This is a genomic window from Sandaracinus amylolyticus (assembly GCF_000737325.1).
Lineage (GTDB): Bacteria > Myxococcota_A > Polyangia > Polyangiales > Sandaracinaceae > Sandaracinus > Sandaracinus amylolyticus.
Genome location: NZ_CP011125.1, coordinates 1,598,100 through 1,612,550, shown reverse-complemented (window position 1 = coordinate 1,612,550; position 14,451 = coordinate 1,598,100). Strand labels below are relative to the sequence as shown.

Here is a 14,451-nt window from a genome sequence, read left to right as displayed (position 1 = left end):
GCGCATGGTGCGAGGCGAAAGGGACGGAAACCATGAGGACGTTGGGTGACCACCTCTCGAGCTACGCGAGCTATCACCGCGATCGCCGCAACATCGTGACGCACTTCGTCGGCATCCCGGTGATCGTGCTCAGCGTCGCGGCGCTGCTCGCGCGCGCCGCGATCGACGTGGGCGCGGTCTCGATCTCGGCGGCGACGGTGGTCGCGATCGCGACGTGCGGGTTCTACGTCGCGCTCGATCGCCGGTTCGGTCTCGTGATGAGCGTGCTGATGTCGCTCGCGGTGTGGGGCGGCACGGCGATCGCCGCGCAGTCGTTCGGGGTGTGGCTCGGCGTGTCGCTCGGGCTCTTCGTGATCGGCTGGGCCGTGCAGTTCGTCGGGCACGGCTTCGAGGGCAAGAAGCCCGCGTTCGTCGACGATCTGATCGGCCTCGCGGTCGGGCCGCTCTTCCTGGTCGCCGAGATCGCGTTCGCGCTCGGGCTGCGCGACGACGTGCGGCGCGAGGTCGAGCGCCGCGCCGGACCGACCCGCGCTCGCACCGTCGCGATCGCGCGCTGAAGCGCTTCCTCCCGCGGGGCCCGGCCCGCGCGCGAAGGAGGAGGAGCTCTCATGCGATCGCGCGTCGCATCGCGAACGAGCGGCCACCGACGCGATTCACGATCTCGCGCTCCAGGACGAACCCCGCGCGCTCGTAGAGCCGGATCGCGGGGTTGGTCTCGCGCATCGAGAGCACGATCTCGCGATGGTGCGCGCGCGCCGCGACGACGAGCGCTTCGAGCATGCGCGTGCCGAGCCCGAGCCCGCGCGCCTCGGGGCGCGTCGCGATCGCGAGCTCCGCGATGCCCGGTGCGACGATCGCGCCCGGCACGCCGGGCTTGCCCGCGCGCACCCACGCCGCGCCGAGCGCGGCGCCGTCGTGACTGCACGCGATCACGCCGACATCGCCGTCGCGCGTGCCCCACGCGCGCACGTAGCCCTCGAGGCTCGGATCGATCTTCGCGGACGCGATCGCCTCCTCGAGCGGTGCGTCCATCGACGCCGCGTGGGTCAGCATCTGCCAGAGGAACGCCTCGTCCTCGCGGACCGCGGGGCGCATCGTGATCTGCATCGCGCGATGTGTACTACGCCGCGCGCGTGACGCGACCTCCGAGGTCGCTCCGCTCCGAGAGCACCACGTAGAGCAGCAGCCCGATCACGATCGTCGCGAGCCCGACGAGCGCCGCGATCGGACGCTGCCAGAGCGTGTGCACCGTCATCCACACGCTCAGCGCGATCGCGACCGCGGTGGTCCACGGGTGGCCCCACGCGCGATAGGGACGCGACATCGCGGGCTCGCGCGCGCGCATCACGAACACCCCCGCGAGCGTGAGCGCGTTGCTGATCGCGAGGGTGAACCCGATGTACGTGAGCAGCGCGTCGAACGTCGCCGTCGCCGCGAGCGCGAGCGCGATGCCGGTCTGCAGCACGCTCGCGCGCACCGGCCCGCGCGCGCCAGCGCGCGACGTGGTGAGCCACGCGAGCCGCGGGTGGTCGAGCCCCATCTGCTCGTACACGCGCGGCCCGGTGATCGCGATCGCACCGACCGTGGTCGCGAGCCCGACCGCGACCACCGCGCCGACCACGACGCCGACCTCGGGACCGAGCAGATGCCGCGCCGCGACCTGCGCGACGTCGACCTCCCCCGCGAGCACGCTCGGGGGCGCGCTGGCGAGGAACGCCGCGTTGAGCGCCACGTAGAGGCAAGTGACCACGGCGGTCCCGCCGAGCAGCGCGCGCGGCAGCGTTCGCTCCGGGTCCTTCACCTCGCCCGCGACGTACGCGACCGCGTTCCACCCCGTGTAGCTGAAGCTCACCCACACCAGCCCGACCGCGAGCCGACCGCTCGTCGCGAGCCCACCGAGCGATCCGCGGCCGAGCTCGAGGGCGCGCGACGGCTCACCGAGCGCGAGCCCGACGATCGCGAGCAGCGCGACGAGGCCGAGCTCGAGCGCCGTGATCGCGTCCTGGAACCGCGCACCACCGCGCGCGCCGGTCGCGTGCACGCCCGAGAAGACGAGGATCAAACCGATCGCCCAGAGCTTCGAGTCGACGCCGGGCACGAGCGGCTCGAGGTACGCGCCGAACGCGATGGCGGCCGCGGCCATCGGCGCGGAGAAGCCGACGACGAGCGAGATCCATCCGCTCACGAATCCCACCGCAGGGTGGTAGATGCGCGAGAGCAGCGCGTACTCGCCGCCGTTCTCCGGCATCGCCGCGGTGAGCTCGCCGTACGCGAGCGCGCCGCACATCGCGAGCACGCCGCCGAGCGCCCACACGATCATCACCGGCATCGCGCCGCCGAGATCGTCGAGCAGGAGCCCGGTCGTGGTGAACGCGCCGGTGCCGATCGTGCTCGCGATGACGAGCATCGTCGCGGTGCGCGCCGAGATCCGCCGACCGCGCGCGTGCGTCATCACGGCGAGCCTAGGAGCGAGCGCGAGCGCGCCAACTCTGGTGTCGCTCTTGCCGCCGCGATCGCGTCGAGGAGGAGACGATGAGAGCGATGCGGTGGCTCGTGCTCGCGACGTGTATCGGCCTGGGCTGCTCGCGCGAGCCCGCGGAGCCGCGCGCCGCGAAGGCCGATGCGCCCGCGGCGTCGACCGGCGCCGACACCTCGCACGATGCCTACGCCGACGAGCGCGAGGAGCTCGCGCGATCGATCGCGCGCGACGGGATCCACGACGATCGTGTGCTCGACGCGATCCGCACCGTGCCGCGCCACGAGCTCGTGCCCGACGATCTCCGCTCGATGGCGTACTGGGATCAGCCGCTGCCGATCGGCCACGAGCAGACGATCAGCCAGCCGTACATCGTCGCGCTGATGACGCAGCTCGCCGACGTCGATCCGGGCGACAAGGTGCTCGAGGTCGGCACCGGCTCGGGCTACCAGGCCGCGGTCCTGCGCACGATGGGCGCCGACGTGTACACGATCGAGATCGTCGAGCGGCTCGGCGAGCGCGCCAGCGAGGATCTCGAGCGCCTCGGGTACGACGTGCACGCACGCATCGGCGACGGCTATCGCGGCTGGCCCGAGGAAGCGCCGTTCGACGCGATCGTGATCACCGCGGCGCCGCCCGAGGTCCCGCGGCCTCTGCTCGAGCAGCTGCGCGTCGGAGGGCGCCTCGTGGTGCCCGTCGGCGAGCGCGCCGAGCAGGAGCTCGTCGTGATCACGCGCACCGACGACGGCTACGACCGATCGCGCGGGATCCCGGTGCTCTTCGTGCCGATGACCGGCGAGGCGCGAGGTCGTTGAGCGCTGGCCTGTGAGTTGCTCAGCAAACCCGTCCTATGGAGACCTCCGAGGTCCTTCGTTCGCTCGAGCACCACGCGCTTCTCGTCCTTCTCGTCCAGCTCGGCATCTTGCTCGCCGCTGCTCGCCTGCTCGGCGAGCTCGCGCGCAAGCTCGGGCAACCCGCGGTGATCGGAGAGCTCGCCGCGGGCGTGCTGCTCGGCCCGTCGGGGATCGGCGCGCTCGCCCCCGCGACCCACGCCGCGGTCTTCCCGCACGATCAGGCGCAGGCCGATCTGCTCGCGGTCGTGTCGTGGATCGGCGTCCTCTTCCTGATCCTCGTGACCGGCATGGAGACCGACCTCGGTCTCGTGCGGCGCCAAGGAAAAACCGCGCTCTCCGTCTCCGCGGCGGGCGTGATCGTCCCGTTCGCGACCGGCTTCGCGATCGCGTGGCTCGTGCCCGTCGACATGATCGGCGGGCCCGATCAGCGCCTCGTGTTCGCGCTCTTCCTCGCGGTCGCGATGAGCATCTCCGCGGTGCCGGTGATCGCGAAGGTGCTCATCGAGACGCGCCTCGTACGGCGCGACGTCGGACAGCTGATGCTCGCGGCAGGCATGGCCGACGACACGCTCGGCTGGATCCTGCTCTCGGTCGTCGCGGGCCTCGCGTCGCGCGGCGAGCTCGATCTCCTGCACGCAGGCGGGGCAGCGCTCACCGCGATCGTGACGATCGGCCTCGGCCTCACTCTGGGACGTCGCGTGTTCGATGCCTACCTGCGCGGCGTCGACCGCGCCTTCGGCGGCGCGCCGGCGCAGCTCTCCGCGATCCTCGTCGCCGCGTTCCTCGCGGCGGCCGGGACGCACGCCGCGGGCATCGAGGCGGTGCTCGGCACCTTCATCGTCGGCATCCTCGCGGGCCAGAGCCGCCGGCTGCGCGAGGACGTGACCGCGTCGATCGAGATGATCACGACGGGCTTCGTCGCGCCGATCTTCTTCGCGTCGGCCGGCCTGCGCGTCGACCTCGCGCTCTTGCTGCGCCCCGACGTGCTCGGCGTCGGCCTCGCGATCCTGGCGGTCGCGTGCATCGGCAAGCTCGTCGGCGCGTACGTCGGCGCGTGGATCGGCGGGCGCTCGCACTGGGAGCGCCTCGCGATGGGCGCGGGCATGAACGCGCGCGGCGCGATGGAGATCGTCGTGGCGACGATCGGCCTCGGGCTCGGCGTGCTCGGCCGCGAGACCTACTCGATCATCGTGATGATCGCGATCGTCACCTCGATGATGGCGCCGCCGCTCCTGCGCTTCTGCTTGCGCCGCGTGGAGATGACGCCCGACGAGCGTGCGCGCCTCGAGCGCGAGCAGATGGCGACCGAGAGCTTCCTGCTGCGCCTGCGTCGCGCCGTGCTCGTGCCGAGCGACGGCACCGCGTCGCTGCTCGCGGCGCGCCTGCTCGGCTTGATCGGCGTGCGTACGCCGCTCGAGGTCTCGATCGTCGATCGCACCGGAGGCGAGAGCGCGGCGGTGCGCTACGCGGAGTCGCTCGCGAAGCACCCGAAGGGCGAGCTGCGCACCGCGCAGGACGAGAAGACCGCGCGGCGCGTCGAGGAGGACGCCGACCTGCTCGCGATGGGCGCGCCGCCGCCGCGCAAGGGGATCAGCCGCTTCCTCTTCGGGCCGCGCATCGATCGCAAGGTGCTCGAGGCGAAGCAGCCGGTGCTCGTGGTCGACGCCGCGCGCGGCAGCGCGGTCGTCGATCGCCTCGCGGCGGGCGAGCCGATCCGGCGCATCGTCGTGCCGGTCATCGGCACCGAGTACAGCCGCCGCGCGGTGGAGCTCGCGAGCGGCATCGCTGCGGGATCGGGCGCTGCGCTGGAGCTCGTGCACGTGGTCGCGTCGCCCGACGCGCATCGGTTCCTGGTGCGCGCGCGGAGCGAGACGATCCGACAGGCCGCGCAGCGCTCGCTCGAGCACTTCGCGGACATCGCGCACAAGCTCGGCGCCGAGGACGTGACCACGCAGATCATCGAGGCGGACTCGACCGACGGCGCGATCGTGCGAGAGGCCGGGCGCTCCGACGTCGACCTCGTGCTCCTCGGCGTGGCGCTGCGCCCCGGCAGCGAGCGCGCGTTCTTCGGGCCCAAGCTCGAAGAGCTCGTGCGCCGCGCGACGCGACCCGTCGTCGTGCTCGCGTCCTGATCACGATCGGGAGCACGCCCGCACGGACGGCGATCGCGTCGTGGTAGATCTCGATCCTCGACGGAGGATCGCGTGGGGCCGGACGACGTCGTCGAAGCGAGGCTCGAGCGCCACCGCGAGCGCCACCTCGCGGTCGCGCAGGAGATCACGCACATCGGGAGTTGGGAGTGGGACCTCGCGACGAACGTCGTCTCGTGGTCCGACGAGCTCTATCGCATCTACGGTCTCGCACCGCGCTCGCGCCCGATCACGCTCGAGGTGTTCCTCTCGTTCCTCGAGCCCGCGGATCGGGCGCGCATCCAGGGCGAGGTGCAGCGCGCGATCGCGCGCGGCGGGCGATTCACCTACCACGAACGCATCGTCCGTCCCGACGGCAGCCGCCGCGATCTCGACACCATCGGCGAGGTGATCCCCGGCGCGGACGGGCGTCCGATCGCGCTGATCGGGAGCTGCCGCGACATCACCGAGCAGCTGCGCCGCGACGAGGCCGCGCGGCTCTACGCGGACATCGTGCAGAACATCCAGATCGGCATCGCGGTCTGGCGCGTCGACGATCCCGGCGACGTCGCGTCGGCGAAGCTCGTCGCGTTCAACCCGCACGCCGAGAAGATCGCGGGCGCGTCGATGACACCGCTCGTCGGCGCCTCGCTCGCCGACGCGTACCCGTCGGTGCTGCAGGGCGGGCTCGCCGCGACGATCGCCGAGGTCGTGCGCGACCGCTGCGTGCGCGAGGTGAGCATCACGTACCAGACCGCGCCGGCGACCTCGCACCATCTCGTGGTGCGCGTGTTCCCGCTGCCCGCGAGCAGCATCGGCCTGGCGTTCGAGGACGTCACGCGCGAGTCGCGCGCCCGCGCGATGCGCGCGTCCGAGCAGCGCGTGCTCGAGATGATCGCGTCGGGCGCGCCGCTGAGCGACGTGCTCACGGCGCTGCTCGTCGCGATCGAAGGTCACGCGCCCGGCACGTTCGGATCGGTGCTGCTCCTCGACCCGCAGGGCACGCACCTGCGCCACGGCGCGGCGCCGAGCCTCCCCCCGGACATGCTGCGCGCGATCGACGGCGCTGCGATCGGTCCGAGCCACGGATCGTGCGGCACCGCCGCGTACCGCAACGAAGCGGTGCTCGTCGAGGACGTCGAGACCAGCCCGCTGTGGAACGACTGGCGACACGTGCTGCGCCCCCACGGGCTGCGCGCGTGCTGGTCCACGCCGATCGCCGCGAGCGACGGACGCGCGGTCGGCACGTTCGCGCTCTACTACCGCGAGCCGCGCCTGCCCACGCCCGACGAGCGCGATCTCATCGCGCGCGCCACGCACCTCGCGGGCATCGCGATCCAGCGCGAGCAACGCGAGGATCGGCTCCGCGCGCTCTCCGCTCACGTCGAGGCAGTGCAGGAGCAGGAGCGCACCGCGGTCGCGCGCGAGATCCACGACGAGCTCGGGCAGGCGCTCACCGCGCTCAAGATCGACGTCGCGTGGGTCTCGCGTCGCACCCCGAACGACGAGGCGAGCGCGCCGGTGCGCGCGCGCCTCGCGTCGATGTCGACGATGATCGACGGGATCATCGACACCGTGCGTCGCATCTCGTCGGACCTGCGGCCCGGCGTGCTCGACGAGCTCGGCCTGGTCGCCGCGCTCGAGTGGAAGACGCAGCACTTCGAGGAGCACGTGGGCATCCCGTGCTCGTTCCACACCGACGTCGGCGACGTGCGCTTTCCGCGTGAATTCGGCACCGCGCTCTACCGCATGCTGCAGGAGGCGCTCACGAACGTCGTGCGCCACGCCGATGCGAGCCACGTCGAGGTCTCGCTGCATCGCGTCGGCGAGCGGCTCCGGCTCGAGGTGCTCGACGACGGAAAGGGCATCACCAGCGAGGCGGCGACGAACCCGCGCTCGCTCGGTCTGCTCGGTGTGCACGAGCGCGCGCGCCGGCTCGGGGGCGAGGTCAAGGTCGCGCGCGCGGAGCGCGGCGGCACCTCGTTCGTCGTCGACGTGCCGTGGCCCGTGATGCGTGGAGGCGCGACGTGATCAAAGTCCTCATCGCCGACGATCATCCGGTGGTGCGTCGCGGTCTGCGCGAGACGCTCTCCGAGACCGACGACATCCACGTCGCGGGCGAGGCCGCGAGCGTGCACGAGGTGCGCGAGCGTGTGCGCGCCGAGCGCTGGGACGTGATCCTGCTCGACATCAGCCTGCAGGGCGGCAACGGGATCGAGCTGCTCCCCGAGATCCGGAAGGAGCGTCCCGACGCGCGCGTCGTGATCCTCACCGTGTACTCCGAGCAGCAGTACGCGATCCGCGCGCTGCGCGCGGGCGCAGCCGGATTCCTCACGAAAGAGGCCGCGCCCGAGAAGCTCATCGAGGCGATCCGCAAGGTCGCGGGCGGAGGGCGATGGGTCAGCCCCGAGCTCGCCGAGACGCTCGCGTCGTTGCTCGCGGGCGAGACGTCGGGCGAGCCGCACGAGCGCCTCTCCAACCGCGAGCTCGAGATCCTGAAGATGATCGCGTCGGGCCGCACCGTCTCCGAGATCGCGAAGGACCTCGCGCTCAGCGTGAAGACGGTGAGCACGCATCGCACCCGCATCCTCCACAAGATGAGCATGCGGACGAACGCGGAGCTGACGCACTACGCGGTCCGGCACGGCATCGTCTCGTAGGACGAACACCGACGGCGCACCTCCGACCGTCCGACGCGCGATCGCGAGTTGCGCCGATTCGGCGCGCGCACGGACGCGTGCATCGTCTCGATCCATGAGCGTCCTGATCGTCGACGCCTGCGAGCGCACCCGCGCGCGCCTCCGCGACCTGCTCTCCCTGCAGGTCGGCGACGGCGCGCGCGTGCACGAAGCGAGCAGCCTCGACGACGCGGAGCGCGTCCTCGCGGGCGCCCCGGTGCGCGTGGTGATCGTCGACGTCGACACGCCGGCCCAGGACGGGCTCGCGCTGCTCGCGTCGCTGCGAGCGCTCGGTGCCCAGCGGCTCCTGATGGTGCTCACGAACGACGCGAGCGAGCCCCGCCGCCGTGCGTGCCTTGCGCGGGGCGCCGACCTGTTCTTCGACAAGTCGCACGAGTTCGAGCGCGCGATCGACCTCGCGATCCAGCGCGCGACGACCGAGCCGACGTAGGACGGACCGACCGCGCGCAGCGCGTGCGTCCGACGGAGCGCGGCACGAGATCCGACGCGACGACGCGCCGCGCGCCGATGCCGCGATCCCCATGCGCCACGCCATACCCCGACGCATGCATCACCCGCTCGACGACGCGCGCGCACGGCTCTTCGCTCGATTCGTGGTCGAGCACGTCTCGGATCCGGTGCTCGTCCTCGACGGCGACGGCGCGGTCCGCTCGACGAACCACGCCGTGTCTCCCGAGCTCGTGGCCTTCTTCGACGGCGCGAGCGCGTCGCCCGAGGTGCACGCGCTGCTCGCGCGATTGCGCCAGGATGGCCGCGCGAACGGCGAGCTCGCGCGCCCGCTGCCCGACGGGCGCACATCGCATCTGCGCGTCGAGGGCGCGCTCGTCGAGCAGCACGCGGTGATCATCGCGCGCGACGTGTCGACCGAGCGCGAAGCGAGCGACGAGCTGCGCGTGCTCCGCCGCGTCGAGGCGCTCGGCGCCGTCGCGACCAGCGTCGTCCACGACGTGAACAACCTGCTCACGCCGGTGCTCCTGCTGAGCGGTCATCTTGCGCGTCACCTCGACGGCTCGGCGTGGGCCGAGCTCGCGCGGCACATCGAGAGCGCCGCGCATCGCGCGTCGGTGCTCGCGCGCGACGTGCTCGCGTTCGCGCGACCCGGCCGCGCGCGTTGGACGCCGGTCGACGTGAGCCGCGTGATGCTCGAGCTGCGTCCCTTCGTCGAGCGGCTCGCGGGCGAGGCCGTCGACGTGGCGCTCGAGCTCTCGCCGGGCCTGGATCCCGTGACCCTCGATCGCACCGCGCTCGAGAACGCCGTGCTCAACCTCGTCGCGAACGCGCGCGACGCGATGCCGAACGGCGGGCGCCTCACGATCCAGAGCGTCGCCGACCCGGCCTCCCGCTCGATCGCGCTGCAGGTGCGCGACACGGGCATCGGCATGAGCGAGCACGTGCGAGCGCGCGCGTTCGATCGCTTCTTCACGACGAAGGGCCACGGCAACGGGCTCGGCCTCGCGTCGGTGCGTCGCTTCGCGGACGAGGCGGGCGCGACCATCGACGTCGAGAGCGCGCCGGGGCGCGGCACCACGGTCACGCTGCGGCTGCCGTGCGTCCCGCATGCGGCCGACGACGCCGCGCGCGCGGAGGCCGTTCGCGGTCGCGAGACCGTGCTGATCGTCGAGGCCGACGGTCAGATCCGGCGCGCGCTCGCGTACGTGCTCGAGGCCGCAGGATACGGCGTGGTCGAGGCCGACGGCCCGGACAGCGCGCTCGCCGCGCTCGCCGACGCGTCGATCTCGCTCGCGCTCGTCGATGCACGCCTCGCCTCGCCGAGCGCCGCGCTCGCGCGTGCGCTCTCCGAGCGCCCCACGCGCGTGCTCGTCATGATCGGCGATCACGGCAGCGCGAGGGGCGTCGTGCCAGGCGCGCCCACGCTCCACAAGGCGTTCTCCGAGCCCGACCTGCTCCGCGTCGTGCGCGCGGCGCTCGACGTCGCCCGCTGACGTTCACGGCCGACGCGCGCGCTCGTCGGCCTGCACGCGACGCAGCAGGCGCTCCACCTCGGCCACGTCGAACGGCTTCTCGAGGCGCGGCACCGTCACGTGCTCGAAGAACGCGCGCGCCTGATCGGTGTACGCGCCGCCGGTCATGAACACGAAGCGCTCCGTGAGATCGGGCCGCGCGCGCCGGATCTCGTCGTAGATCCCCATCCCGCTCACGTCCGGCATCATCAGATCGCACACGACGAGATCGAAGTCCTCGCCCGCGAGGAGGATCCCGAGCCCTTCGCGGCCGCTCGTCGCGAGCTGCACGTCGTGATGCGCTCCGAGCGAGGCGCGGAGCGCGCGACCGAAGCGCGTCTCGTCGTCGATGACCAGGATGCGCGACGACCTCACCGGCGCGTCGGGAGCCGGCGGCGCGGGCCGCGCGCGCGGCGTGCCGGCCGTGACGCGCCGCGCGGCGGGCAGCAGCACGCGGAACGTCGAGCCCACGCCGACCTCGCTCTCGACGTCGATGCTCCCGCCGTGGGCGCGCACGATCCCGTGCACGATCGAGAGCCCGAGCCCGGTGCCGACGCCGACCGGCTTCGTCGTCCAGAACGGCTCGAAGATCCGTCCGATCAGCTCGCGCGGGATCCCGGTGCCCGTGTCGCTGATCCGGATCTCGACGCACTCGTCGCGGTCCGCGGTCGCCACCGCGATCGTGTGCGCGCGCGGCGCGCCCTCGGGGATCGCGTGCGCCGCGTTGAGCAGCAGGTTGAGCACGACCTGACCGAGGCGCGCCTCGTCCCCGAGCACCGGCGGGAGCGGTCGCAGCTCGCGCACCACCTCCGCGCGGTTGCGCAGCTCGTTGCCCGCCATGTTCAGCGCCGACTCGATCACCGCGTTCACGTCGAGCGGCACGCGCCGGTCCTCTTCCGCGCGCGAGAAGATCCGCAGGTCGCGCACGATGACGCGCACCCGCTCGCAGCCCTCCTTCGAGTGCGCCAGCGCCTCGCGGAAGAAGCTCACCTCCTGCTCGGTCTCGGCGCTCAGGCTCGGGAGCTGCTTCGCCATGAGCTCGAGGTTCGCCATCACGTACGCGAGCGGGTTGTTGATCTCGTGCGCGACCCCGGCCGCGAGCGTCCCGACCGTCGCCATGCGATCGGCCTGCGCGAGCCGCGCCTCGAGCGCCTTGCGCTCCGTGACGTCGCGCGCGAACGCGAGGATCGCGGGACCACCTTCGTACTCGACCGCGATCGTCGCGACCTCGGTCGTGATCGTCTCGCCGCCCTTCTTGCGCAGCCGGAGCTCGCGCATCGGGAACTGCTGTCGCGCGTGGAGCATCAGCGGCACGCGGTGGCGATAGCCGTCGAGCTCGTCCGCGTGCAGCACGTCCTCGACGTGCAGCGCGTGCACCTCGTCGCGCGTCTCGTACCCGAGCAGGCGCACGAGCGCCGGGTTCACCAGCAGGAACTTCTCGCCGCGATGCACCGCGATCGCGTCGGGCGCGCTCTCGATCAGCGTGCGGAACGACTCGGCCGAGCGCCGCAGCGCCTCTTGCGCGCGCACGCGCTCGGTCACGTCCTCCGCGATGCAGACGCCACCGACGACGCGGCCCGTGGCCCCGAAGATGGGCGCGAAGTCGACCTTCACCGACGTGACCTTCCCGCCGGTCGCCGAGCGATACTCGCCCTCGTAGTGCGCGCGCTGGCCCGACAGCGCCTGCCGCATGTGGCGCTTCATCGTCGGGTCGGGGAGCGTCTCCATGCGCAGCCCGATCAAGATGCGGCGGTTCGATCCGATGATGCGCACGAAGGCGTCGTTGCACGCGGTGATCACGCCCTCGGCGTCGAAGTGGAAGATGCCCACCGGCGCGCCCTCGAACACCAGCTCGTACGTCTCGTCGTGCGCGCACACCGCGGTCGCGAGATCCGTCGCGGGCACGGGCCGCAGCATCACGATCGCGGTGCCCTCGCCCGCGCGGCTCGCCGAGATGTCGATGCGCATCTGCGTGCCGCTGCGATGCACCGCCTCGGCGGTGATGCCCTCGCCGTGCGGCAGCGCGAGCAGGTGATCGAGCAGCGTGACGCCTTGGGGCGGCCGCGCGACCGCGACCACGAGATCGGAGAGCGCCACGCCTTCGAGCTCTCCCGCCGAGCGGCCCAGCAACGTGAGCGCGAGCGCGCTCGCCCACGCGACGCGTCCGTCCAGCCGGCACACGAGGACGCGCTCCGGCAGCGCGTCGAGGAGACGTCGCTGCGCTTCGGCGAGCGGGTCGGCGCCGACCTTCGGCGCGGTCATCGAGAGCCTCCGGGCGTTCTCACAGCCTACCGCAATTAGTCTGGCGTGGGCACATTCGCGTGGTGCTCGACGAGGCGCGCGATCGCGGCGTTGCGCCACGGATCGAGCCCTGGCGACACGCTCCACGGACGAGACGAGGGCGCGATGCGACGCTCGCCGAGCTCGACACCGCAACGCGCCACCGTGGAGATCCACCATCCGCACGCTCCACGGTGACGCCTCGCAACGATCGGGCTCACCGGCGTGAGAAGCACGGCATGCCGTTCGCACTCGCGCCGCGGCATGGCTCGCCTCCTGGTTGCCGAGGACTACGACGACTTCCGCGAGCTGCTGGCGGACTACCTGCGAGCGCGTGGGCACGACGTCATCGAGGCGCGCAACGGCGCGGAAGCCGTCGAGGCTGCGCGCCTCGAGCATCCCGACGCGATCGTGATGGATCTGATGATGCCGGTGCGCGACGGCGCGTCCGCGACGCGCGAGCTGAAGTCGAGCTCGGCCACGCGCGGCATCCCGGTGGTCGCGGTGACCGCGGCCGCGCCGAGGGGCGTGCCCGCGCAGGAGATCTGCCCGGGGTGCGACGCGCTCGTCGCGAAGCCCGTCGACTTCGGGACGCTGCTCGGGACGCTCGCGTCGCTGCTGCGCTCGTGAGCGCGCGTCGTCAGGGCGCGGGCGTCGCGGGCCTCACGTCGAGCGGCCGCGGCACCGGCAGCGTCGCGCTGGGCGCCGGCGGATGGACCTCGGCGGGCGGGACGAGATCGCGGGTGGGCTCGTCGACGGTCAGCCGCATCGCGACGGAACGACGCGTCTCGTCGGGTGCGATCACGTCGTCGTCGGCGTTCGGCGCGACGAGCACCACGACGTCGTACTCGCCCGCCTCCGGCAGCGCGCACGGGAGCGCGAGCGACGCGCGCACCGACGCGCGCGGGCCGAGCACCGGCGGGACCTCGAGCTGCGTGCGCGAGCCTCCGCAGCCCTCGACGAGATCCGGCCCGCGGTACACCGCGACCGTCCCGAACGTGTCGCCCATCTCGAGCGGCTCGTCGCGCCGGTTGCGGATCAGCACCTGGACCGCGTAGTCGCGCGCGTTCTCCGGCAGCAGCGCGCCGGCCGGTGTCTCACCTTGCACCTCGACGTCGAGGTCGCCGGGGCTCGCGACGCGCGCGGGCGCGAGCTCACGTCGGATCTCGGTGCGCGCGCTCGGCGCCTCCGCGCCCGAGCTCGGCTTCGCCGCCCCTTCGTCGGGCGCCGCGTCCGCACCGCCGCACGCGGCGAGCATGCATGCGAGACCGATCGACACCGTGCGCATGGCTCCTCCTCGCTCCCGCGTTGCAGTCGCTCCTCGCATTTGCGTGTAGCCACCAGCAAGCGCTCCGAAAGGGAGGCCCAACGCCACGGTCTCGCGATCAGAACAAGATCAACGTGTTGAACACCTCGACGCCGAGCGTCGCCGCGCCGAGCCCGAGGTGCGCGATCGCGAACGCCTGCATCGTGTCGAAGTCGTCCTGCGGGTCCGCCCAGCCGAAGCGCTCGGCGTTCGCGAGGAGGAACCCACCGATCGCCTGCGCGACGAACATGCCGAGCCCGACCCAGCGCGTGACCTCGTAGATGCGCCAGTCCGCGTCGTGCCGCGCTGCGATGTCGTAGTCGACCTGCGTCGAGAGCACGAACGTCGTGAGACCGAGCCCGGCGGTCGCGCCGACCGCGATGAGGTGCGCCCACGGCGTCTGCTCGCCGCAGTGGTCGAGCAGCGCGTCGCCGCGCGCGCACGCGGTGTCCGCGTACTCGTCGTGGAACCCGTACTCGTCGTGGAATTGCAGCGCGCCGAGCGTACCCGCGGCCGCGAACACCGCCACGGTCACGGCCGAGAGCGTCCGCGTCCACTCGCGCATCGTCGCGTCGTGCTGCTCCGCGCGCATGGCCTCGGCGTCCAGCGAGAGCTCGGTCGTGTCCTCGAGCTGCGCGATCGGCGCGACCGTCAGCGCGATCGGCACGCTCGGAGGCCTCAGCGCGAGCCCCCACGTCGACGTCGTCCACAGCAGCGCGGCGAGACCGGTCATCATGCGAGCACTC

At 72.5% G+C, this 14,451-nt stretch carries 13 protein-coding genes; 8 read left to right on the top strand and 5 right to left on the bottom strand.

The window, feature by feature from the left end; all coding sequences use genetic code 11:
• Positions 1-32: 32 nt before the first annotated feature.
• Positions 33-557: an Mpo1 family 2-hydroxy fatty acid dioxygenase gene (locus DB32_RS06715; protein WP_053231588.1), complete on the top strand. Its 525-nt coding sequence runs from the start codon at positions 33-35 to the stop codon at positions 555-557.
• A gap of 49 nt (positions 558-606) precedes the next feature.
• Here DB32_RS06715 and DB32_RS06710 read toward each other — a convergent pair whose 3' ends face one another.
• Both DB32_RS06710 and DB32_RS06705 read right to left on the bottom strand, forming a co-directional pair.
• Entirely contained in the window at positions 607-1,107 is a 501-nt protein-coding gene (locus tag DB32_RS06710) for a GNAT family N-acetyltransferase (RefSeq protein ID WP_053231587.1), read from the bottom strand.
• 13 nt (positions 1,108-1,120) lie between these two features.
• Complete coding sequence (locus DB32_RS06705) at positions 1,121-2,452, bottom strand: APC family permease (RefSeq protein WP_053231586.1); 1,332 nt, start codon at positions 2,450-2,452, stop codon at positions 1,121-1,123.
• An 80-nt stretch (positions 2,453-2,532) separates the two neighbouring features.
• Here DB32_RS06705 and DB32_RS06700 point away from each other — a divergent pair, with 80 nt between their 5' ends.
• The 6 genes from DB32_RS06700 (at position 2,533) to DB32_RS45010 (ending at position 10,101) form a co-directional block, all read left to right on the top strand.
• Positions 2,533-3,291: a protein-L-isoaspartate(D-aspartate) O-methyltransferase gene (locus DB32_RS06700; protein ID WP_240481169.1), complete on the top strand. Its 759-nt coding sequence runs from the start codon at positions 2,533-2,535 to the stop codon at positions 3,289-3,291.
• A gap of 35 nt (positions 3,292-3,326) precedes the next feature.
• The gene (locus DB32_RS06695; protein ID WP_053231585.1) at positions 3,327-5,462 is read left to right on the top strand and encodes a cation:proton antiporter domain-containing protein; all 2,136 of its coding nucleotides are present in this window, start codon (positions 3,327-3,329) and stop codon (positions 5,460-5,462) included.
• A 72-nt stretch (positions 5,463-5,534) separates the two neighbouring features.
• Positions 5,535-7,490 (top strand): GAF domain-containing sensor histidine kinase, encoded by a 1,956-nt coding sequence (locus DB32_RS06690; protein WP_053231584.1) that lies wholly within the window; start codon positions 5,535-5,537, stop codon positions 7,488-7,490.
• Positions 7,487-8,119 (top strand): response regulator, encoded by a 633-nt coding sequence (locus tag DB32_RS06685; RefSeq protein ID WP_053238709.1) that lies wholly within the window; start codon positions 7,487-7,489, stop codon positions 8,117-8,119. Before DB32_RS06690 ends, DB32_RS06685 begins: the two co-directional genes overlap by 4 nt.
• Positions 8,120-8,213: 94 nt before the next feature.
• A complete protein-coding gene (locus tag DB32_RS06680; protein ID WP_053231583.1) occupies positions 8,214-8,588 on the top strand; it encodes a response regulator in 375 nt (124 codons plus the stop codon).
• Entirely contained in the window at positions 8,485-10,101 is a 1,617-nt protein-coding gene (locus tag DB32_RS45010) for an ATP-binding protein (RefSeq protein ID WP_169791362.1), read from the top strand. Before DB32_RS06680 ends, DB32_RS45010 begins: the two co-directional genes overlap by 104 nt.
• Before the next feature lie 3 nt (positions 10,102-10,104).
• On the opposite strand, the gene DB32_RS06670 is transcribed toward DB32_RS45010, so the two are convergent.
• Positions 10,105-12,381 carry a PAS domain-containing sensor histidine kinase gene (locus DB32_RS06670; protein ID WP_053231581.1) on the bottom strand — a complete coding sequence of 759 codons (2,277 nt, stop codon included), beginning with the start codon at positions 12,379-12,381 and terminating at the stop codon, positions 10,105-10,107.
• Positions 12,382-12,663: 282 nt separating this feature from the next.
• Here DB32_RS06670 and DB32_RS06665 point away from each other — a divergent pair, with 282 nt between their 5' ends.
• Complete coding sequence (locus DB32_RS06665; RefSeq protein WP_053231580.1) at positions 12,664-13,029, top strand: response regulator; 366 nt, start codon at positions 12,664-12,666, stop codon at positions 13,027-13,029.
• A gap of 10 nt (positions 13,030-13,039) precedes the next feature.
• Here DB32_RS06665 and DB32_RS06660 read toward each other — a convergent pair whose 3' ends face one another.
• Both DB32_RS06660 and DB32_RS06655 read right to left on the bottom strand, forming a co-directional pair.
• The gene (locus DB32_RS06660; protein ID WP_053231579.1) at positions 13,040-13,687 is read right to left on the bottom strand and encodes a hypothetical protein; all 648 of its coding nucleotides are present in this window, start codon (positions 13,685-13,687) and stop codon (positions 13,040-13,042) included.
• Positions 13,688-13,784: 97 nt separating this feature from the next.
• Positions 13,785-14,441 (bottom strand): hypothetical protein, encoded by a 657-nt coding sequence (locus DB32_RS06655; RefSeq protein WP_053231578.1) that lies wholly within the window; start codon positions 14,439-14,441, stop codon positions 13,785-13,787.
• Positions 14,442-14,451 lie beyond the last annotated feature (10 nt).

What these genes read in the sequence shown, in the direction of transcription:
- DB32_RS06715 (WP_053231588.1), top strand. Translation starts at nt 33, where the DNA reads ATGAGGACGTTGGGTGACCACCTCTCGAGCTACGCGAGCTATCACCGC.
- DB32_RS06710 (WP_053231587.1), bottom strand. Translation starts at nt 1,107, where the DNA reads ATGCAGATCACGATGCGCCCCGCGGTCCGCGAGGACGAGGCGTTCCTC.
- DB32_RS06705 (WP_053231586.1), bottom strand. Translation starts at nt 2,452, where the DNA reads ATGACGCACGCGCGCGGTCGGCGGATCTCGGCGCGCACCGCGACGATG.
- DB32_RS06700 (WP_240481169.1), top strand. Translation starts at nt 2,533, where the DNA reads ATGAGAGCGATGCGGTGGCTCGTGCTCGCGACGTGTATCGGCCTGGGC.
- DB32_RS06695 (WP_053231585.1), top strand. Translation starts at nt 3,327, where the DNA reads ATGGAGACCTCCGAGGTCCTTCGTTCGCTCGAGCACCACGCGCTTCTC.
- DB32_RS06680 (WP_053231583.1), top strand. Translation starts at nt 8,214, where the DNA reads ATGAGCGTCCTGATCGTCGACGCCTGCGAGCGCACCCGCGCGCGCCTC.
- DB32_RS06670 (WP_053231581.1), bottom strand. Translation starts at nt 12,381, where the DNA reads ATGACCGCGCCGAAGGTCGGCGCCGACCCGCTCGCCGAAGCGCAGCGA.
- DB32_RS06665 (WP_053231580.1), top strand. Translation starts at nt 12,664, where the DNA reads ATGGCTCGCCTCCTGGTTGCCGAGGACTACGACGACTTCCGCGAGCTG.
- DB32_RS06660 (WP_053231579.1), bottom strand. Translation starts at nt 13,687, where the DNA reads ATGCGCACGGTGTCGATCGGTCTCGCATGCATGCTCGCCGCGTGCGGC.
- DB32_RS06655 (WP_053231578.1), bottom strand. Translation starts at nt 14,441, where the DNA reads ATGATGACCGGTCTCGCCGCGCTGCTGTGGACGACGTCGACGTGGGGG.